Here is a 19,783-nt window from a genome sequence, read left to right on the forward strand (position 1 = left end):
GTGCACCGGGAAAGCTCTGACCTGGTAGGTTCGCGTTCGGGAGACCAACCCGCAAGTTCCGGGTATCGGGTGGCGATTGATAGGGTAGGCCAGGACGAAGGAGTAAATCATGTTCGTGCCCAATGTCACCGCTCTCGGAGGGCTGTTGTGGCTCAGTGCCATAGTGGCTCTGCTCCCGGTAGCGGTGTTCTTTGTGCTGGTCGGAGCCGTGCGAATGCGCTCTCACTGGGCAGGAGCTATCGCCCTGGGGGTCGGTTTGCTGGTGGCAATAGCGGGTTTCCGGATGCCGGTCGACATGGCTGTGGCGGCCGCCCTGCTCGGGGCGGAAAATGGCTTGATACCTATCGTGATTATAGTCATCGCTGCGGTGTGGCTGCACCGTCTGATGGAGGCGACCGGGCGGGAAGCTGATTTGCGCAAGGTTTTTTCGGCTGTCGGTCAAGGGGATTTGCGTATTCAGGCCATGCTGATTGCGCTGTGTTTCGGGGGTCTGCTAGAGGGCTTATCCGGTTTCGGGGTTCCCGTGGCGGTGGTGACCGCGCTGCTGCTGGGGCTGGGATTCAAACCGATGAAAGCCGCTGTAATCGCCCTGGTCGCGAATACTTCCCCGGTGGCCTACGCGGCGTTCGGCGTACCGATAACGACCGCGGCGGCCCTTTTGAGCGGGCATGACCCCATCAAAAACGCCGCTGACATCACGTATTACGTGTCCTGTACCGAGCCGGCGGTTGCTTTCGTGATGCCGTTCGCGCTGAGCCTGTTGATTGATAAGAATCACTTCCGCCATATGTTCCCCCTGGCTTTCGTGATGGGCCTGGTGGAAGGTATCGGACAGTTCCTGACCTTGCGTTTCGTGTCCTTTGAGCTGGGTGGAGTCCTGCCGCCCATAGTGACGTTCCTGGTAGTGGCTTTGATGGTGATGGTTTATCGTCCCCCGGTTCCTCCCGAGTTCGTCACGGAAAAGCCCACTGACCTGCGCGTGGGGCGGGTGGCGCTGGCTGTGATGCCCTATGGCTTGGTCATCGTGATTCTCTCCGTGGGGCGAATGGTGCCCCAGGTCGCCAAGGTTTTGACCGCGACGGATTTGCACGTTGCCTGGCCCGGTTTGGCGGGGCGGGTGGCCAGTCCGAACAACCCGAACGTAGCGGGGAACATCGGCAACATCACCATTCCGATACTGTCCCAACCGGGAGTATTGATTGCGATGGCCGCGCTGGTAACCGGGGTGGTGTTTACCCTGGTTACCGAAGGTGGGAAGTATCCGCTTGGGTTTAAACAGGTTGGTGCCAAACTGTGGTCAGCGATTTATTCCATGCGGTATTCAGCGGCCACTATCCTGGAAGTGATGGCGCTGGCTTACTTGATGAACATTTCCGGCATGGTTTTGACCATCGGGACTCTGCTGGCGGGAACCGGGACGTTCTTCCTGTTGCTTTCCCCCATGATTGGCTACCTCGGCACGGCGATTTCCGGCTCCACGACCTCGGCAAACGCCCTGTTTGCCTCTCTCCAAGAGACGACCGCCTTACAGATTGGCCTGCCTGGTGCTTTCGCCGTGGCGGCCAACACCGCAGGCGGGGTCATTGGCAAGCTCATCGCCCCTCAATCCCTGGCGATTGCCGCCGCCGCGATGGGCGAACCCGAAAAAGAGACCGATTTGCTTCACGAAGTACTCGGCTGGTCTTTCTACCTGCTGCTTTTCGCAGTGTTCATTTGCTTCGTCTGGGGCATGATTTTCCTGGGCTAGCCCGCTAGCTTTCGCATTCCTGCCAATTCTAGAATCCAGTACTGCTAGCATTTACCGTAAAGGATTCGCAAAACCGGGGGTGTACAGATGCATAAATGGCAAATCGTCTTTTATCTGGTGTTGTCTGTTTATGCTTTCTATGTCCTGTTTTTTCGAGGAGGGACTTTAGTCGTTGCTTTCGCAATCCTGTTGATTTATTCACTGGTTCGTGACCTTCCGAAAAAAGACCCTCGGAACGATTCACGATTACCGTTCTTCCGTAAGGACAACAATGACAGGCTCTAATCTGTCCTCGACGAAGGAATGGTGGAGCGGAAAAGACTCGGAGGACGGAATGAGCCAGGGGAATCGGGTTACAAAAGAGTGGGAACGGGATTCTTTCGCTTGCTCATGGAATAATGGTCTGTGATGAGAACGTTTCGAGATGCGGCGATTGTGTTGCGCACCCAGGACCTGGGGGAAGCTGACCGCATCGTGACCCTGCTGACCGAAAACCACGGGCTTTTGCGCTGCGTGGGGCGGGGAGTACGTAAGACCATGTCGCGCCTGGGAGCGCGACTGGAGCCTTTTGGAGCGGTCGACATTCAGATTTGCTGGGGCAAGTCCGGCCTGCACCATATCGAACAAGTGGAAATCCTGGCTCCTTATGGCCGCAGCCTCGCTAACGATTACGCCCGCTACACCGCCGCCAACCTGATGGTAGAAACCTTGGAGCGTCTCACCGAGGACTCTTGGACTAATGAGAGGTACTATCACCTGACCGTCGGGGCTTTACACGCTTTGGCGACGGGGCGCCACGAGCCGTCTTTGATTCTGGATTCCTACCTGCTGCGTCTCATGTCGTTGGCCGGCTGGGCGGCAAGCTGCTGGGATTGTGCGTCTTGCGGGGCCAGGGGTCCACACGTTTACTTTAATCCCAGTGGCGGCGGGGCGATGTGTGTAAACTGCAAGCCTATCGGGGCGCGCCCGGTTGATTCTGAGACGATGCGCCTGTTGGCGGCTTTGGCTGTCGGGGATTGGCAAACTGCCCAAGACAGCGGATGGATGACTCGGGCTGATGCCCATGCTTTAGTCTCGGCTTTCGTGCAGTGGCATGTGGAGCGCCGTCTAAAATCCTTGTCCTTGCTGGAACTCGCCTAGGTTATTACGTGGAAAAATCCTGGGTTCGTCGTATCACCCCGCCGCGGGAGAATCCTGAGTTGCCGGCGGGATTGGCGCGCGCGGCTGCTGCACACGTGGCAATCATCATGGATGGGAATGGACGCTGGGCGAACGCGCGGGGTTTGAATCGTACCGCCGGTCACGAGGCGGGGGAGTACGCCCTGATGGACACCGTTGCGGGCGCTGTCGAGGCCGGGGTGAAATATCTCAGTGTGTATGCGTTTTCTACCGAAAACTGGAAACGTAGCCCGGCAGAGGTGAAATTCCTGATGGGGTATTCGCGCCGGGTGTTGCGGGATCGACGCGATGAACTGAACGCCTGGGGAGTTCGCGTACGGTGGAGTGGGCGGGAGGGCCGCTTGTGGAAATCGGTCCTCACCGAACTGCGGACGGCGGAGGCCTTGACCAGGGGTAACACTGGCACCCAGCTGATTATGTGCCTCAATTACGGGGGGCGAGCGGAACTCGCTGACGCGGCTCAGAAACTGGCCCAGCGAGTCGCGGCCGGAACGCTAAAACCCGAGCGTATCTCTGAGGCTGCTTTCGCTCGGGAACTGTATCTGCCGGATGTGCCGGATGTTGACCTGCTGATTCGCACTTCCGGGGAGCAGCGCACTTCCAACTTTTTGCCGTGGCAGGCGGCTTACGCCGAGCTAGTTTTCGCCCCCGAGCCGTGGCCCGAGTACGGTCGTGAGGCCCTGTGGCGGGATTTATTGGCCTACCAGCACCGCGACCGCCGCTTCGGCGGGGCGATTGATAGGCCGCAGTGACGATTATTCCAAGCGCAGCGGGTGGCCTCTGCACAAACGACCGTTTTCAACGTGACATTTAAGCGCAAACCATTCTCAAAAGCCTTCAACCTGCGGTAATAAATTCCAGCCGAACCCCGAATCCGGGAAACCGTGTTCGAAATCGGTCGTTCGTGCGCAGCGTGGTCCAGATTGAACCCCGGCTGTCCCGATTCCCCAAATTAACCGCGGCCCCACCACGCCAGTGAGCGGTAAGGTGAAAGTATGAACAGCGACGTTTTACCTTTTGAAACTGACGGCATCATCGACCCGACGAAACTCCTGGAATGGCTCCCCAAAGACCTCTTTATCGGCGGTAATTGGGAACCTGGTACGGCGGGTGAGCGCTTCGAGGTGCTGAACCCCGCAACCGGCACCCCCTTGACGCAGGTCGCCAGCGGTAACGCCGCAGACGCCCAAGCCGCCTTGGACAAAGCCTGCGCAATCCAGCAAGAATGGGCCGCGACCCCGCCTCGTGAACGCGGCGAAATCCTCCGGCGAGCCTTTACACTGATGGACGGCAAATACCGCCGCGCCCTGGCGGTAACGATGACCCTGGAGATGGGTAAACCCCTGGCTCAAGCCAACGGGGAAGTCACCTACGGAGCGGAGTTTTTTCGTTGGTTTTCCGAAGAAGCCTGCCGGGTTCGCGGGGATTACTACCGATTGCCGGAAGGTAGCCTGCAGGCCATGGTCATCAAACGCCCGGTGGGACCCTGCGTGTTTATCACCCCGTGGAATTTTCCGCTCGCGATGGGAACTCGCAAGATTGGTCCTGCCGTAGCAGCCGGGTGCGTCTGCGTGTTAAAACCGGCGCGAGATACCCCGCTGACAGCGCTGTTCCTGGCGCGAATTTTGGAAGAAGCAGGCTTGCCCGCCGGGGTACTTTCAGTGGTTCCCACCCTTCATTCTGGGGAAGTCAGCAACACTTGGCTGCGTGATCAGCGGGTGCGGAAACTTTCGTTTACCGGTTCGACCGAAGTTGGTAAGGATTTGCTCAAGACCGCCGCGGACAGTGTATTGCGTACCTCTATGGAGCTCGGGGGCAATGCGCCGTTTGTGGTGTTCGACGACGCGGATGTGGATCGAGCGGTGGACGCCGCCCTCATCACCAAGATGCGCAATATGGGGGAGGCCTGCAACGCGGCGGATCATTTCTTAATTCAAGACGGCGTTTATGACCAGTTCGTCACGAAGTTCGCCGCCGCGATGCGGGCGCAAAAGGTTGGCGACGGGATGAGCGAAGGGGTGGATGTCGGCCCACTCATCAACCGCAGCCAGCTTGAAAGAGTCCGCGCCATGGTTGACAAGGCCCTGTCCCAAGGGGCAGAAATAGTTGGTGGAACCGGCAACTTGGACCCCCAGACTATTGATTCCGCCGGCTTCTATTACCCGCCCACGGTACTCACGAACGTCAGCCCCGACAGCGAAATCGTTACCGAGGAAATTTTTGGGCCGGTCGCTCCCGTGGTGCCTTTCCACACGGAAGAGGAACTGGTGCGAATCATCAACGCCGACCGGATGGGTCTGGGCGGATACGTACATACTTCCTCGTGGGAGCGCATTTTGCGCCTGGCGCAGCACATCGAAATCGGGATGATTGGATTCAACTCCGCCACGATTTCCAACGCCGGAGCCCCCTTCGGCGGGGTCAAGCAGTCTGGGCTGGGGCGCGAAGGCTCCACCGAGGGGATTGAGGAATACCTCGAGACGATTTATATCGGTTTGCCAGCTCCGAAACTCGGGTAAACCCGCAGCGCCTAGATAAACAGCCTAGATGAACAGCGAGGGATCGATGTTCATATCGGGGCTGACGGGCTTCTTGGGATTGCGCAGTCGCGCCGGCACTCCCAGGGCGATACGCCCGGCAGGAACGTCCTTGATGACCACGGCGTTGGCGCCGATTTTGGCGCCGTCTCCGATGTTGATGGCGCCCAAAATTTTCGCTCCGGCACCCACCATGACCTGATTTCCCAAGGTCGGGTGGCGTTTACCCTTGTTCATGGACTGCCCGCCTAGGGTCACCCCGTGAAAAATTAGGCAGTCCTCGCCAACCACCGCGGTTTCCCCAATGACCACCCCGGTGGCGTGGTCGATAAAGAGACGGCGTCCGATGGTCGCGGCCGGGTGGATGTCCACCCCAGTTATCAGGCGCGCGAATTCCTGAATCAGGCGCGCAATCATTTTAAAACCATTGACCCAGAACCGATTGGACAGCCGGTGTGCCCACAAGGCGTGAACCCCCGGGTATGTGAGCGCGACTTCCAGGCGTCCGCGCGCGGCGGGGTCGCGTTTCAAGGCTGTGTCCAAGTCCTCCAACAGCAAATCCCGCACGCCAAGTTTATAGGCGGGCAGGTGCCGTGGCGGAGTGGTGCGCTTCACGAAAGTCATCAGGCGGGTACTTCCTCTGGTTGGTTGAACGACCGGACGCTAACTATTCTAGGCTATCGTTCCCGAGGTCCGTTTCGGGCGGCCTGTTCTGGCTAGTTAAAGTGTTCTGTTTGAGCCAGTCTGGGGTCAGCCCGGGCGGGTTTTGGTGGGTCGGGTCGTTCCGTTTATCTCGTCAAAACTGCAACAGGCCGGTGGGTTCAATCTGCCTGACTGCCGCGGTTCCTCAGTCGCCCAAGTGCGCAAACAGCACGGTGGACAGGTAGCGTTCGCCGGTGTCGGGAAGCAGTGTTACCACGGTTTTGCCGGCAAACTCAGGTCGCGCGGCCAGTTCGGCAGCGGCCGCCAAATTCGCCCCGGAGGATATCCCAACTAAAAGCCCTTCCTGCGTAGCAGCTTTCCGCGCCATCTCAATAGCATCGTCCGAGTTCACCGTCATGACTTCGTCAACGGTTGCACTATCGTAGTTATCCGGCACAAAGTTGGCGCCAATCCCCTGAATCTTGTGGGCGCCTGCCTGGCCGGTAGACAGCAATGCCGATTCTGCCGGCTCTACTGCCACGACCCACACTTCTGGGTTCTGTTCCTTGAGGAACTTCCCAACCCCGGAAACCGAGCCGCCGGAACCCACTCCAGCCACAAACGCGTCAACGTGCCCCTCGGTCTGTTCCCAAATTTCGGGACCGGTGGTGCGATAGTGGATTTCGGGGTTGGCAGGATTATCGAACTGACCAGCGAACACCGCTTCGGGGTGGTTCGCCAAGTAGTCCTCGGCAGCTTCAACCGCAGCCGCCATGCCCCCCGCCGGGTCCGTCAGCAACAGCTCCGCCCCGTAAGCCTTCATCAGCTGCCGACGCTCCACACTCATGGAGGACGGCATCGAGATGACGACCCGATACCCCAGCGCAGCCCCCACCATGCACAGGGCCACCCCGGTATTACCGCTGGTAGCCTCCACAATAGTGCCCCCTGGCTGCAGCTCTCCCGAGGCCTCGGCAGCGCGAATAATCGCCAAGCCGGGCCGGTCTTTCACCGAGCCACCGGGGTTCATGAACTCCATTTTTGCCAGCACATTTGCACCAGTCCCCGCGGGCAGCACCCGATTAATTTTCACCAGAGGAGTGTGGCCGATAGCTGCCGTGACGTCGTTCGCATAAGTCATATTTATCCTTTAGATTCCTTTTCTCAGTATTCTGTTCGTTTCCCTGACGGGAGCCGTCTATTACAACCGTGAGCGCACCACTTTTATTCCCGCGTCGCCAAAAGTTACCGGCGCGCCGAGCTGGGCGGCGAGAGCGGCGGCGAGTTCGTCCTGGGTGCCGCCTTCCACCGCCAGTTCAAACGTGACCCGGTTTGACCAGGTCACGCTTAGGGGCTTGCAGTTTCGCGAGTGCAGCCAAGATTCCAGGGCAGCCGCCCGGTTCGCGGCAACATCGAAGGACACCACGGGAACGGACTTGACTTCCACTCTTTGTGCAGCAGCAATCGCCCCCTGCGCTGCCTCGCTGTAGGCTCGCACCAAACCGCCCGTTCCCAGCTTTACCCCGCCAAAATACCGCGTCACCACCACACAAGCGTTTTGCAATCCGCTGCCCAGCAGCACATCGAGCATGGGACGTCCGGCAGTACCGCTGGGCTCGCCGTCGTCGCTGGAATGTTGGACCGGCTGAACCCCGTTTTCCCAGCCCGCGGGCAAATAGGTAAAAGCGGAGCAATGATGGCGCGCGTCGGGATACAGTTTCCGCGCGGTATCGATTACCTGACGAGCTGCGACTTCATCCGCGGCGTCTCGTGCCACTCCCAGGAAACGCGACCGTTTAATCTCCAGCTCGAAATATCCCGGTGCGTCCTCAGCAATGGTCACGTAGCGTTGCGTCATACTTTCGCCTCACGATGGTCAGTTTGATAAAATCATCAAATTGTTGCTAACATTGTATGTCTTGTGAACAATCACTAATTGAAAGGAGCGCAGGGCAATGGCAGTACCCAAGCGCAAAATGTCCCGCGCCAACACTCGTGCACGTCGTTCTGCTTGGACGGCTAAGTTGACGCAGCTTGATAACGTTAAAGTTCAGGGTCAGGAAGTCGCGGTTCCGCGTCGTCTGGTGAAGGCTTACCAGACTGGCCGTTTGACCGTCGAAGACTAATAAGGTCGATATTCGCGACGCCCGGCCCTGGTGCTGGGCGTTACGTATTTAATTATTTCATAAGTCTTTTCGGGCAGATTTCCGGGTACGCTCGGGGTTGGAGGCAGCATCGTGGTGGACTTGAGCAGGGTTGAGGTCGTTTTGCTGGATATGGACGGCACCCTGACCGATTCCGTATCGCGTATTACCGAGTATTTTGCGGCTTTGGATCTGGAGCTGCACGGTCGGATGCTGCCGCCTGACGCTTACAAGAAATATGTCGGTCCGCCACTTGCTGATTCCATGCGAGACATGGAACCGGATGCTGATGAGCAACGGGTGGCTTTCATGGTTGCGCGATACCGTGAAATGTATTGGCCTAACGCCATTGATGTGCCTCTTTATCCCGGTATTCAGGAAATGCTGGAAAAGTTGCGGGCGAGGGGATACCGTCTGGGAGTGGCTACCACTAAGAACCAAAAGATGTCACTGGAGATTCTCCAGCACCTGGGGATTGAAGATTTCTTTGAGGTTGTTTCAGGGGTGATACCGGGCACTTCCCGAGTGGATAAACCCGCGGTCATTGCCGCGGCTTTGCAGCAGTTCGGGTTGAACGAGCCGCAGGACAAGCGGCGTGTCGTGATGGTGGGGGACCGGTTCTATGACATCGAGGGCGCTCAGATTAATGGGATTCCGGCAATCCTGACTACCTGGGGTGACACGGCTCAGCCCGGTGAAGAACGCGGGGCTGTACAGGTCGTCTCGACACCTGCCGAGTTGTTGAGCGCTTTGGGTGTCCACCCGGGAAAGAAATAGGCAGCCTTGAAAGCTACGCAGATGTCGACAAACTCCTGGAGTGCCGAGGGGCCAAACCTAGTGGTGGCGGGGGATAACCTGCCGATATTACAGGGGCTACCGGACCAATCCTTTCAACTCATTTATATAGATCCTCCGTTCAACACGGGGAAAGTGCAGTCGCGTCAGTCCCTGAAAACGGTGCGTACCGATGCGCCGGTTATCGGTTCTCGAGTGGGGTTTCAAGGCCAGACCTATGAAACCGTGCGTGGGAAAGTCACCGCCTATAACGATAGTTTTTCGGATTATTGGGGTTTCTTAGAGCCTCGCTTAGATGAGGCGTGGCGTTTGCTGGCCCCTACCGGGACTTTATACCTGCATTTGGACTATCGTGAGGTTCACTACGCAAAAGTGTTGTTGGATGCGTTGTTTGGGCGGGATTGTTTCCTGAATGAGATTATTTGGGCGTATGACTACGGCGGGCGTTCCAAACGGAAATGGCCCGCCAAACATGACAATATCCTCGTCTACGTTAAAGACCAAAAAAGGTATTATTTTGATTCTGAATCTGTTGACCGGGAACCGTATATGGCTCCTGGCTTGGTCACCCCGGAGAAGGCCGCGCGAGGCAAGCTCCCGACTGACGTGTGGTGGCACACTATTGTTTCTCCGACAGGCAAGGAAAAGACGGGATACGCCACGCAAAAGCCCGAAGGGATTTTGCGGCGTATTATCCAAGCTTCGAGCCGTCCGGGGGATTGGGTATTGGATTTTTTCGCAGGTTCCGGCACGACCGGGGCGGTCGCGGGCCAGCTGGAGCGTCGTTTCGTGCTGATAGATGAAAATCCGGAAGCGATTGCGGTCATGCGTCACCGCTTCAGCCGGGCGAACATTTCAGTTGATTTTCTATCGGAGTAAAGGCTCGGCTGGTGAACTTGGAATTACCGAAAATTATCCGGCGGCGCAGTCCCGAAGTGTTGGCGCCGGCGGGAAACTTGCGGGTGCTACAAACCGCGGTGGATTTCGGAGCTGACGCGGTGTACTGCGGCGGGGCGGAGTTTGGGATGCGAGCCGCTCCGAAAAACTTTACGTTAGAGGATTTTGAACAGGGCGTTCGCTATGCTCATGCCCGCGATGTACGGGTGTATGCCACCGTGAATATCATTCCCGGTAACTCTGAGGTGGCGGGAATGAATGCTTACTTGGGGGCGCTGGCGGAAATCGGGGTGGATGCGCTCATTGTCACGGATATCGGAATTCTCATGGCAGCGCGACAGATTGCTCCGCATACCGAGCTGCATATTTCCACGCAGGCCGGGGTGATGAATTATCAGGCTGCCGCCGCTTTGTATGAGCTGGGAGCAAAACGGGTCGTTTTGGCCCGCGAGATGAGCTTGCCGGAAATTCGAGAAATGCGCGCCAAAATTCCCGCGGACCTTGAGATTGAGGCTTTCGTACACGGTTCCATGTGCATGGCATTTTCGGGGCGCTGTTTGATTTCCAAATACACCACGGGACGGGATGCCAATCACGGGGACTGCGCGCAAAGCTGTCGGTGGAAATATCATGTGGTCGAGGAAAAACGCCCCGGCGAGTTTTTCCCCGTTGAAGTGACCGAGGGCGGCACCTACCTGTTTAATTCTCAGGATTTGAACATGCTGGCACACGTTGATGAGGTCATTGCCGCCGGGGTTACCAGTCTGAAAATCGAAGGTCGCGCTAAGGGCGAGTATTACGTCGCGGCTCTCACCAATGCTTATAAAACCGCGGTCACTACCTACCTGGACGGAAGGGGAAACGTGACCGAACTGGCTTGTGAAGGCGCTTTTGCCCTACCCGAATGGATCTTGCAGGAACCGTATAAAGTGACCCACCGAGAATACGGGACCGGCTTTTTCTACCCCGAAAAACCTGCAGAAGAAAGTGTTACCAGAGGAGGGTATATTAGTGATTGGCTGTGGTTGGGCACTGCGGTAGATTATGACACTGACACGCAGCGCCTGACGGTGCTGTCCCGCAACAAGATGGTGCCCGGACAACAGGTCGAGTTCCTGATTCCGGGAACCGAGCCGATTCTTTTCGAGATTCCCCCTGCGGGGATACGCGACGAAGCAGGGGAAACGGTGAGTGAAATCAATCACCCGGCGCACAAGTTTTCCTTCCCCTGTGAGCTGGCGATTCCTCCTGGTGCCATGCTGCGCGGCAAAGCCCGTTAATGCGATGGCCTCGAGCGTCTGGGAGGATAAGGCCGAGTGCAGTTTTGGGGAATAGAGTTCAATCTGGTCTTGGGCTAGGCTGTAAAGATGCGCATTGAGTATCAAAATGATTTGAAACCCGGTCAAGCCGAAATCTTGGTCCGCGACCTGCTCGAAGTCTCTTTCGGACCCGAGGAACTGGGGGATGCCGATGATTTGATTGAGCAGCTGGCCGGCGAAGACCTGCAAGTATTCTCCGCGTGGGATGGTTCGCGGCCTTTGGGGGCGGCTATCGGTTGGCTCGCCACCACGGAAATCACGATGCTCAGTTGGCTGGCGGTCAGCCCCCTGACCCGCGGACATGGCGTCGGCTCTGAGCTGTTTCAGAGAGCTATTTCGCAGTGGGAATCGCGCTACAATCCCCTCTTGATTCTGGGGGAAGTGGAAAATCCGCACCAGCACGTGGCTTCAGAACAGTACGGCGATCCACGTCGGCGGTGGGCGTTTTACCAACGATTAGGTGCTAAACACCTGGACTTTCCTTTTGAGATGCCCCGGCTCAGCCCGGATGTACCGGTGGGCGAGGACATGTGGTTGGTGAGTTTTGCCGGCCGGGCGCACGGCGCTATTGACCCGCAAACCGGCGAGCTTTCCGGCCTGGGAGTGGGCAGCGCCCTGCGGGAATTCCTGGATACCTATCTGAAAGACAGCGCCGAGACTCGTGACGCGAACGGCAAATTCCGTCCGCCGGTGGAGCGGATGCTGGACGCAGCTGCGCAGCTCGACTAGTTTTAGGCCTGCGGTAACATCGACAACTACGATAGTTGCCAGGATTTTCGTATGTGACGCGGCCTAAAGCGTGGGATCGGCGGTGAGAATTTCCGCGACTTCGGAACGTGTGGGGGAGTAGGCTCCGACCTTGCTGACCGTGAGCCCCGAAGTGATCGTGGCGCGGTGCAAAGTCGCCTGTACGTCACTCAGTCGGGCTTGCCGCAGGCGCTGTTTGGCTGGCGCCGAGCCGAGCAGTCCATCGTCCAGTAACCCGGAAATCAGCCCCGCCATGAAAGAATCCCCGGCACCCACGGTGTCAGCGACCTCGATATTGAGCGGATCAACCACCAACATATCCCGGTCGTTGGCGCAAAGTGCATAGGAACCCCACGGTCCGCGGGTAGCAACAATCAGACCCGGCCCCATCTCTTTCCATTTGTGCAGTACAGACTCGAGGGGTACGTCATCTCCATAGAGCCAGGCAATGTCCTCATCGCTGGCTTTCACCACATCGGAGAGGCTGATGATTTCCTCGATTTGAGGACGCACTTGCTCGGGACTACCCATCAGCGAAGGTCTAATATTCGGGTCATAGCTGACAGTTCCCCGGATTGCCATGGACTTTACCGCGCTGATTACTGCAGAAGCGCCGGGTGCGAGTGTAGCCGCGAAACTGCCGGTATGTAGGTGGCTAATCTGAGTCGCGTCCGGCAGTGGCGGCACTTGCCACTCCAACTCGAAGTCGTAGGTCGCCCGACCGGCGGAGTCGATATGGGCGTTCGATATCGGTGTTTTCTTGGCGTTAGCGCTGCCTGCGACAATGTCCACCCCGGCAGAGCGTAAGTGTTGTTCGAGGCTGTGACCGCGGGCATCATTCCCCCACCAAGAAGCTAGTGCGGTGGGGTGGCCCAAACTCGCTAAACCGCACGCCACATTCAAGGGGCTGCCGCCCACCTTTTCTTCAACCTCGCCCGCGCGTTCAATGACGTCAATAAGCGCTTCACCCAAGCACAGTATCGGCAAACACGTTGAGTTCGTTTCTATCATGATTGTTACTCCACACTTAGTAAATCGGACATTTCTGCCAGCGGAATCCCCTTTGTTTCCGGCATAATTTTCAGTACCCACAGCAACTGGCCGCACATACAAATAAAGAATACAAGGAACGACCAGCCGCCGCCGAGGAACGCGATCACATGAAGAAGATACGAACAAATGAGTTCAAACAGCCCGGTCTGCGTAATTCAGGTTGCGCTTGATTCTGTTGTTTCAGTTTTGTTTGAGATGTTGAATCTCGTCTTCGGTCAATGGGGGTTCTCCTTCTTCTGCTAGTTGTTTGTTTATGTCTCCTACGTTGATTTCATTGCCGAAGTAGTTGCTGCAGAATACGGAGATGTTGATTAGCATCTGCCGTTTCGTGTCCTGGCTGGCTATCATGCCATTGAGTGTTTTCATGAGTGTTCACCTCCTTTTTGCAAACTAGTGAATAGTCGGCCCGGGACGGATTGGTGTGCGTATTCTCGGGCGATCATTGCTTTCGGTATGAGGCGGAGTAACAGTCCGGTGTCGTAGTAGTCGTTGTCTGTTCCTTCTATGTCTTCGATGTATTGGGGAACCAGGTCCAGGCCCCATACTGGTAGGGGGTCGTCGTTGGTCATGAGGGATAGTCCCATGCAGGCCCCAGTGAGGAAACCGAGTTCCATGGGTGCGCCGTGGCACAGAATGGCTCGGTTTAGGGCTTCTGCGTAGGAGATTTCGTTGCGTAGCGCACATAGGGCGTACCAGGAGGCAACTTGGGCGGCCTGGGCGGCGGAGGTGACCTGTAAATCGTCGAGTTCGGAGGGATTAAGTTCGGTTGAGGCTTCGTCTAGGGCGCTGTCTGGTTCGGATTCTCCATAGATTACGCTGTGTACCCAGTAGGCCCATTCCAGTGCGGCCTCAAGGTCTTGGGATGCTGAGGAAAAACTCTCGATGACTTGTTCCACTTCGCTGCGCAGCTCGCTCCAGGCAGGGAAAATCGGAGCCAGAGCTCCCGCTATCGCTAAGGCGCCCGCCCCTTTCCCAGGGGGCTCCATGGTCGCGGGAAGAAACCGAAACACCATATTGGCGGGATCGTCGGGAACATGGATATAGCAGCGGTAGAGTCCTTCCAGTTCCTGTACCAGGTCTCCCCAGTAAGGACTGTAGTAGTCTGGGTCGGTTTCGTCAGGTAACCAGGACCATTCCTCGGGGGTGAGGGGTCGGAGTGTCATGTCGGGGGGAAAGTATTTGTCCGCGACTAGTTCACCAAAAGCCCCGTGCATCAGATAGCCCTGAGCACGATCTAAAGTCAAGATGTCCATGTTGATTACTCCTGTTCTGTCGAATCCGGTTCTACATCTGGGATTTGGTCAATCGAAATGTCTGCATCGCAATATTCCAGGGGACATGATGTCCATGAATCATGAAAAAATCGGATTATCTGGACTCCTTCGGGTAGTAAGTAACGGGCTTTGACCGTCCCCGCGACGTAGCGGGCGCACAGCGCTAGATGGTTCATGAAAATATCACAAACCAGCTCGTAGCCCAGTTGTTCCATCAGGATTTTGGCGATCTGTTTGTGAGTGATGAAGTCCGCATCGCCGATTTTGTCTGTCACTAGGGAGAAAGCGTAATCCGAACTCATCGGCCCGCATATGTGTTCACCAGGACTGGCTGTTATCGGAATCAAGGGAAGAGCCGAACCTTCATCGGGCACAGTCGGTTCCACGGCCGGTGGTAATTCAACCGGTGCCGGAGCCGTTTTCGTATCCAAAGTCGCTAACATCACGATCTACCTCCTCACACTGCCGCCGGAACTTCCAGCAACGATTCAATAGTACGAGTGACCCCGAACACGAAAAATCAAGACTTTCGATTGTTGAAATACCAACAAAAAACGCTAATTCGCAAACCTTGGCCGTGAACCTCCCAAAAAAACAACAAACACCCCAGGTGGGCACGCTGAAGCGTGCCGGGTTTTGTTTCTGCTTGTTTTTGAGAGGATTTGGAATATGACATAGAGGCATTCATGGGTTTTAAGGGTTGCGTGGTTCGGATGGCTGTTGACCGTTTGTGCCAGGATGGCTCGTATTCACGCCGAGAAGTATTCCGCATATGGGGTGCGTAAAATTTGGCACGCGATGGCGTCGTCGGGTTGGTGTTTTGGCCGTTGCAAACCGTCAGACTAATGCGCCTACCCGGTGTGAAAAGTGTGATTAGGGAGCGCAAACTCCTAACTATAAGGCTCGCTAAAATAATTGATAACCGTCCTGATTTAGTCAATCGTAATTTTCAGCGCGGCAGAACCTAACCAGCTATGGGTAGCCGACATCAGAGCAAAGACAGCCAAACATGCGGCCGTGACTACAGCCCTCGACGATCTCACGGGCGAACCTGTGAGCGAGTTTCACCCCTCACAGTGGAGCGCACTCATCGATCACGCCATCGTAGGCGAGGATACGATTCGGTTCGTATTCCGCACCGGTGAACAGGTGAGCATGGCCCTGTAAGGGTGATGTTGTATCGGTTGACGTACACGGTTAGGCACACCTCCCAAAAATAAAGTAAGGTTAGCCTTATCTAATAAGGATGGTGTTTACGTGGACGATAGTGTAACGGATCAGGTTGTTGAAGGCGAGTATGGGTCCGCGAAGGAAAAATCTGTCGCTGGCCAGAACGCGATCCGTCAGCTATCGCAGCCGGTGAAAGGCAAACTGTTTATCGCGCAGGTTTTGGCTTTTCTCTCTGGTGTGTTGGCTATTGCCCCGTATGTGGCTCTGGTGGAGCTTGGCAGAGAACTTATGCAAGACCAGGTGGACCCGGCGCGGGTGAACTGGATCGTCATGCTCCTCGTCAGCGCATACATGGCCCGGTTGACCTTATATTTTGTTGCATTGGGCGTGACGCATTTTATTGACCTGTCGTTGCGTAATCAGATGCGTCGGCAAATTGCCGCCCGAATGTCGACTGCTCCGCTGTCGTGGTTTACCCGCGAGGGTGAGGGGAAGATCCGCAAGACCATTCAGGATGATACGGCCACGGTGCACACAGTGATCGCGCACGGGCCGATCGAGAAACTGAACGCGATCGTATCCCCGCTCGCCTTGTTGATGTATGCGTTTGTGGTGGATTGGCGACTCGCGCTGCTGTCGATTGCGACGATTCCGATTTATGTGGGCATGTATGGCATGTCGATGCGTGGGATGAATGAGAAGACTGCGCAAATGGACACCAAGCTCGCTCAGGTTTCGGCAACGATGGCCGAGTTCGTTGCCGGTATCTCAGTGGTGAAAGCGTTCGGCAAGGTCGGCCAAGCACATAAAGCCTATTTAGATGCAGCTAACGAGTTTTCTAAGTTCTACCGGGCGTGGTGTATGCCGCTGGTGTCGATGTCGGTCGCCTCATTTTCGTGGGTGTCGATCCCGGTGTTGTTGATCGTGAACCTTGGCGGTGGCGCGTTGATGATGAACGCCGGTTGGGTGAGTATCTACGAGGTGATAACGACGACGTTGATCGCCTTGGTGCTGCCGGGAGCGTTGATGGCAGTCGCAACCATCGCCTGGTCGTACCAGCTCGCAGGGTCTGCGGCAGTGAGGCTGGTGAACGTCATGGAGCTACCGGCGTTGAGTCAGCCCGATGCGCCACAGACACCACACGGTCATGATATCGAGATTCGGGGTGTGTCGTATGCCTATGACGACACCCAGGCATTAGACGAGGTGAGCCTGAGCATTCCGGCAGGCACGGTGACCGCGCTGGTTGGCCCGTCGGGTGCGGGGAAGTCGACGTTGGCGAGTTTGATTGCCCGCTTCGATGACCCGGACGCTGGCACGATCACCATCGGCGGGGTTGATCTAAAGAGCATTTCCCAGGATGTGTTGTATTCGACGGTCGCATTCGTCCTGCAAGATGCACAGCTTATTCGCGACACCATCCACAACAACATTGCCCTGGGCGCGCCAGACGCAACCTTGGATCAGGTGCGGCAGGCGGCGAGAGCAGCGCAGATCGACGAGTTCATCATGAGCCTGCCAGATGGTTACGACACCGTGTTGGGGGAGGACACCCACGTTTCGGGCGGGCAGGCAGCCCGTATCGCGATCGCCCGGGCGCTCATGGTTGATGCCCCAGTGTTGGTGCTGGACGAGGCGACGGCGATGGCGGACCCGGAATCGGAATCGAAAATTCAACAAGCTCTCTCGACTCTTGCCAAAGGCAGAACCGTGATTGTGATCGCCCACCGACTGGCCTCGATCAGAGGGGCAGACCAAATCGTCGTCATGGAACGCGGGCGCATTGCTGTGGTCGGTAAACACGACGAGCTGTTGGGTAATGCGCACTATCAGGCACTTCTTGCCCAAGGTGCATGCGAGGAGATGACACGATGAATCAACTATTGCTGCCACGCTTTAAGCGTTTGATGGAACCCGCCTCGTGGCGAGACCTCTCGGTCGGTCAAGCGTGGGGTGCGGTCTCAGGACTGTGTCACGGCTTTGCCCTGCTGACTCTGCTTCCCGCAGCAAGTGCCCTAGCGACCGGAATGCCGGTGTGGGGGCTGTCGTTTTGGGGCTGGCTCATCGCCTTGGCGGTGATCGCGGTGCTGGGCGTGGGCACGGAGTTTTATGGCATGCGCACCGGCTATATCGGCGCGCTCGGATTCATTCACGACGTCCACCAAGCGGTCGGCAACAAGGTAGCCCGCCTACCGTTGGGAGTGTTCGATTCGGGTAGCTCTGGACGGCTGTCGCGCATGGTCACCCAGGAAATGATGAACTTGGGCGAGTCGGCGGCACATTTCATTTTCTCCCTCGTCCAAAAACTCTCAGCCGTGCTGGTGATCACTGTGGGAACCTGGTTCTGGGATTGGCGGCTGGGACTGACCTTGACGATCGCCTTCCCGATCATGCTCGCCTTCCTCCATATCTCCCGCGTGCTTCTTGATAAAGGTAAGCAGGTTTCCGAACCAGCCGAGTCAGAGTTGGCGGCTCGCATGGTCGAATTCGCCACCTGCCAAGGCGCGCTGCGCTCCTGCCATGTCGCCGACGACTACCCGGCCCTTGATCGGGCATTCAAACAGGCTGACCGCAAAAGCCGCAAAGCATTGTGGATCGAAACATTAGCGAACCTGATTAATGGAATGTTCGTCCAAGCCCTTGTCGTGATGATGATCTGGCTGACCGCCCAACTCGCCCTCGGCGGGCAAATGAATGCGCTGAACGCCGTGGTCACAATCGGCATGTGCCTGCGGTTCACCACCATGCTCCAAGACATCGGTGGCTGCATGACCGGGCTGGAAGAACGCCGCCAGCAGATGAACCACGTCGACAAGGTCATGGATGCCCCCGAACTGTCCGAACCCGATGCCTCCACACCGATAAACGCCCCTGGTGATGTTCGTTTCGAGGACGTCACCTTCGGCTACGATCCGGACACCCCGGTTCTCCGTGATATTTCCTTCCATGTCCCGCAAGGCGGCATGTGTGCCCTGGTTGGCCCTTCCGGCTGCGGAAAAACCACAATCGCGAGGTTGATTGCACGTTTCTGGGATGTGCAGTCCGGCAGCGTACGCGTTGGCGGAGTGGACGTGCGCGAGCAAACCACCGAAGACCTGATGCGCCAGATATCCCTGGTCTTCCAAGACGTCTACCTATTCAACGACACTCTCGAAACCAACATTCGCCTTGGCAACCCCGAAGCCACCGATGAAGAAATCAGGTGGGCCGCTGACCTGTCGGGCGTGACCGAAATCGTCAACCGGCTCCCAGACAGCTGGAATTCACTGGCTGGGGCTGGCGGGCGTGCACTGTCGGGTGGGGAACGGCAACGCGTCTCTATCGCCCGCGCCTTGGTGAAGAAGGCCCCGATCGTGCTGTTCGATGAGGCCACCAGCGCGTTGGACGCGGAAAATGAAGCCAACATTGTTGCGGCGATGAACGAGCTACGCAAGCACTCCACGCTGATCGTGATCGCCCACAAACTTGAAACCATTCGCCAAGCTGACCAAATCATTGTGCTCTCCCACGATGGGCGTATCGCCCAGCGCGGGTGCCACGACGAGCTGGTCAACCAGCCAGGTCAATACCGCGATTTCTGGCAAGAACGCATCAACGCAGCTGGATGGCAACTCGTCTAAACACAGCACGTATAAGCACATGAAAGGAAAAACTATGTCTACGCCTACATCCTCGCGCCTCAACACGCGCGACTTCATCAACATTGGCGTCTTCACCGCCTTGATGTTCGTCATCGTGTTTGCATTCGGAATGCTCGGGTTCATCCCCGCCGCCATGTATGCCGGTTTCTTGCTTTCTATCCTCGTTAACGGCATCGTCTTTGCGCTGTTCACAGCACGCACTCCGAAGATGGGGGCATTGACAATCATGCTGATCATCATCGAAATCCTCTTCTCCGTGACCGGCCACTGGGTGGGCGGCATCGCGGTGGCCGCTGTATTCGGCCTGCTCGCCGACTTGGTGATCACCAAGGGGCCGAAGAGCGTGAAGGTTCGCGTTCCGCTGGCATACGCACTGTTTATTCTGCCGATCTACGTGTCACCGTGGATGCCGCTATTTATGAACCAAGATGCATATATGTCGCAGATCGCCGAACAAATGGACGCAGACTACGCCGCCAAGATGGCGCAGGTTGTCACGATTCCGATTCTGCTGGGCTTCTTCGTCGTGATGCTCATCGTTGGCTGTCTTGCTGGTCTGTTGGGAACCAGGGTCGCGCGCAAACACTTTGAACGGGCCGGTCTTGTCTAAACTTCCCGACCCGCGCACGATTATCGCA

General features: G+C 57.0%; 20 protein-coding genes. 12 read left to right on the forward strand and 8 right to left on the reverse strand.

Annotated features, from left to right (window positions below; genetic code table 11):
* Positions 1 to 109 precede the first annotated feature (109 nt).
* The 4 genes from Q0X47_RS04685 (at position 110) to Q0X47_RS04700 (ending at position 5,445) form a co-directional block, all read left to right on the forward strand.
* Positions 110 to 1,747, forward strand: a complete 1,638-nt coding sequence (locus Q0X47_RS04685; protein ID WP_297723400.1) for an L-lactate permease — start codon at positions 110 to 112, stop codon at positions 1,745 to 1,747.
* Positions 1,748 to 2,155: 408 nt separating this feature from the next.
* Complete coding sequence (gene recO / locus Q0X47_RS04690; protein WP_297723443.1) at positions 2,156 to 2,887, forward strand: DNA repair protein RecO; 732 nt, start codon at positions 2,156 to 2,158, stop codon at positions 2,885 to 2,887.
* Positions 2,888 to 2,895: 8 nt separating this feature from the next.
* On the forward strand, positions 2,896 to 3,678 hold the full coding sequence (gene uppS, locus Q0X47_RS04695) for a polyprenyl diphosphate synthase (RefSeq protein WP_297723402.1): 783 nt from the start codon (positions 2,896 to 2,898) through the stop codon (positions 3,676 to 3,678).
* Positions 3,679 to 3,921: 243 nt separating this feature from the next.
* Complete coding sequence (locus Q0X47_RS04700) at positions 3,922 to 5,445, forward strand: NAD-dependent succinate-semialdehyde dehydrogenase (protein WP_297723404.1); 1,524 nt, start codon at positions 3,922 to 3,924, stop codon at positions 5,443 to 5,445.
* Between the two features lie 24 nt (positions 5,446 to 5,469).
* On the opposite strand, the gene cysE is transcribed toward Q0X47_RS04700, so the two are convergent.
* The 3 genes from cysE to Q0X47_RS04715 all read right to left on the reverse strand — a co-directional run bounded on the left by cysE (position 5,470) and on the right by Q0X47_RS04715 (position 7,963).
* Positions 5,470 to 6,087, reverse strand: coding sequence for a serine O-acetyltransferase (gene cysE / locus Q0X47_RS04705; protein ID WP_297723406.1), 618 nt, complete (start codon positions 6,085 to 6,087; stop codon positions 5,470 to 5,472).
* 223 nt (positions 6,088 to 6,310) lie between these two features.
* On the reverse strand, positions 6,311 to 7,246 hold the full coding sequence (gene cysK / locus Q0X47_RS04710) for a cysteine synthase A (RefSeq protein ID WP_297723408.1): 936 nt from the start codon (positions 7,244 to 7,246) through the stop codon (positions 6,311 to 6,313).
* A 60-nt stretch (positions 7,247 to 7,306) separates the two neighbouring features.
* Positions 7,307 to 7,963 (reverse strand): YigZ family protein, encoded by a 657-nt coding sequence (locus Q0X47_RS04715; RefSeq protein WP_297723410.1) that lies wholly within the window; start codon positions 7,961 to 7,963, stop codon positions 7,307 to 7,309.
* Positions 7,964 to 8,060: 97 nt separating this feature from the next.
* Here Q0X47_RS04715 and rpmF point away from each other — a divergent pair, with 97 nt between their 5' ends.
* From rpmF to Q0X47_RS04740, 5 genes are all read left to right on the forward strand, one after another.
* Positions 8,061 to 8,231: a 50S ribosomal protein L32 gene (rpmF, locus tag Q0X47_RS04720; RefSeq protein WP_297723412.1), complete on the forward strand. Its 171-nt coding sequence runs from the start codon at positions 8,061 to 8,063 to the stop codon at positions 8,229 to 8,231.
* 111 nt (positions 8,232 to 8,342) lie between these two features.
* Complete coding sequence (locus Q0X47_RS04725) at positions 8,343 to 9,026, forward strand: HAD family hydrolase (RefSeq protein ID WP_297723414.1); 684 nt, start codon at positions 8,343 to 8,345, stop codon at positions 9,024 to 9,026.
* A gap of 21 nt (positions 9,027 to 9,047) precedes the next feature.
* On the forward strand, positions 9,048 to 9,923 hold the full coding sequence (locus Q0X47_RS04730) for a site-specific DNA-methyltransferase (RefSeq protein ID WP_297723416.1): 876 nt from the start codon (positions 9,048 to 9,050) through the stop codon (positions 9,921 to 9,923).
* Between the two features lie 11 nt (positions 9,924 to 9,934).
* Complete coding sequence (locus Q0X47_RS04735; protein ID WP_297723418.1) at positions 9,935 to 11,221, forward strand: U32 family peptidase; 1,287 nt, start codon at positions 9,935 to 9,937, stop codon at positions 11,219 to 11,221.
* Positions 11,222 to 11,308: 87 nt separating this feature from the next.
* Complete coding sequence (locus Q0X47_RS04740) at positions 11,309 to 11,989, forward strand: GNAT family N-acetyltransferase (RefSeq protein ID WP_297723420.1); 681 nt, start codon at positions 11,309 to 11,311, stop codon at positions 11,987 to 11,989.
* Positions 11,990 to 12,052: 63 nt separating this feature from the next.
* Here Q0X47_RS04740 and Q0X47_RS04745 read toward each other — a convergent pair whose 3' ends face one another.
* Genes Q0X47_RS04745 through Q0X47_RS04765 form a run of 5 tightly spaced genes read right to left on the reverse strand, consistent with a single transcriptional unit; the run spans position 12,053 to position 14,780 of the window.
* Entirely contained in the window at positions 12,053 to 13,018 is a 966-nt protein-coding gene (locus tag Q0X47_RS04745) for a carbohydrate kinase (RefSeq protein WP_297723422.1), read from the reverse strand.
* A 5-nt stretch (positions 13,019 to 13,023) separates the two neighbouring features.
* Entirely contained in the window at positions 13,024 to 13,215 is a 192-nt protein-coding gene (locus Q0X47_RS04750; RefSeq protein WP_297723445.1) for an MFS transporter, read from the reverse strand.
* A gap of 25 nt (positions 13,216 to 13,240) precedes the next feature.
* Positions 13,241 to 13,426, reverse strand: a complete 186-nt coding sequence (locus Q0X47_RS04755) for a hypothetical protein (RefSeq protein ID WP_297723424.1) — start codon at positions 13,424 to 13,426, stop codon at positions 13,241 to 13,243.
* Entirely contained in the window at positions 13,423 to 14,313 is an 891-nt protein-coding gene (locus Q0X47_RS04760) for a hypothetical protein (RefSeq protein ID WP_297723426.1), read from the reverse strand. Before Q0X47_RS04760 ends, Q0X47_RS04755 begins: the two co-directional genes overlap by 4 nt.
* Positions 14,314 to 14,318: 5 nt before the next feature.
* Positions 14,319 to 14,780, reverse strand: a complete 462-nt coding sequence (locus Q0X47_RS04765; protein ID WP_297723428.1) for a hypothetical protein — start codon at positions 14,778 to 14,780, stop codon at positions 14,319 to 14,321.
* Between the two features lie 811 nt (positions 14,781 to 15,591).
* Here Q0X47_RS04765 and Q0X47_RS04770 point away from each other — a divergent pair.
* From Q0X47_RS04770 to Q0X47_RS04780, 3 genes are read left to right on the forward strand one after another with little or no spacing between them, the layout of a single operon-like run.
* Positions 15,592 to 17,379, forward strand: coding sequence for an ABC transporter ATP-binding protein (locus tag Q0X47_RS04770; RefSeq protein ID WP_297723430.1), 1,788 nt, complete (start codon positions 15,592 to 15,594; stop codon positions 17,377 to 17,379).
* Entirely contained in the window at positions 17,376 to 19,124 is a 1,749-nt protein-coding gene (locus tag Q0X47_RS04775) for an ABC transporter ATP-binding protein (RefSeq protein WP_297723432.1), read from the forward strand. Before Q0X47_RS04770 ends, Q0X47_RS04775 begins: the two co-directional genes overlap by 4 nt.
* Before the next feature lie 34 nt (positions 19,125 to 19,158).
* The gene (locus tag Q0X47_RS04780) at positions 19,159 to 19,755 is read left to right on the forward strand and encodes an MptD family putative ECF transporter S component (RefSeq protein ID WP_297723434.1); all 597 of its coding nucleotides are present in this window, start codon (positions 19,159 to 19,161) and stop codon (positions 19,753 to 19,755) included.
* Positions 19,756 to 19,783: the final 28 nt, after the last annotated feature.

Origin of the sequence: uncultured Mobiluncus sp., from assembly GCF_947254095.1 — a bacterium.
GTDB lineage: Bacteria > Actinomycetota > Actinomycetes > Actinomycetales > Actinomycetaceae > Mobiluncus.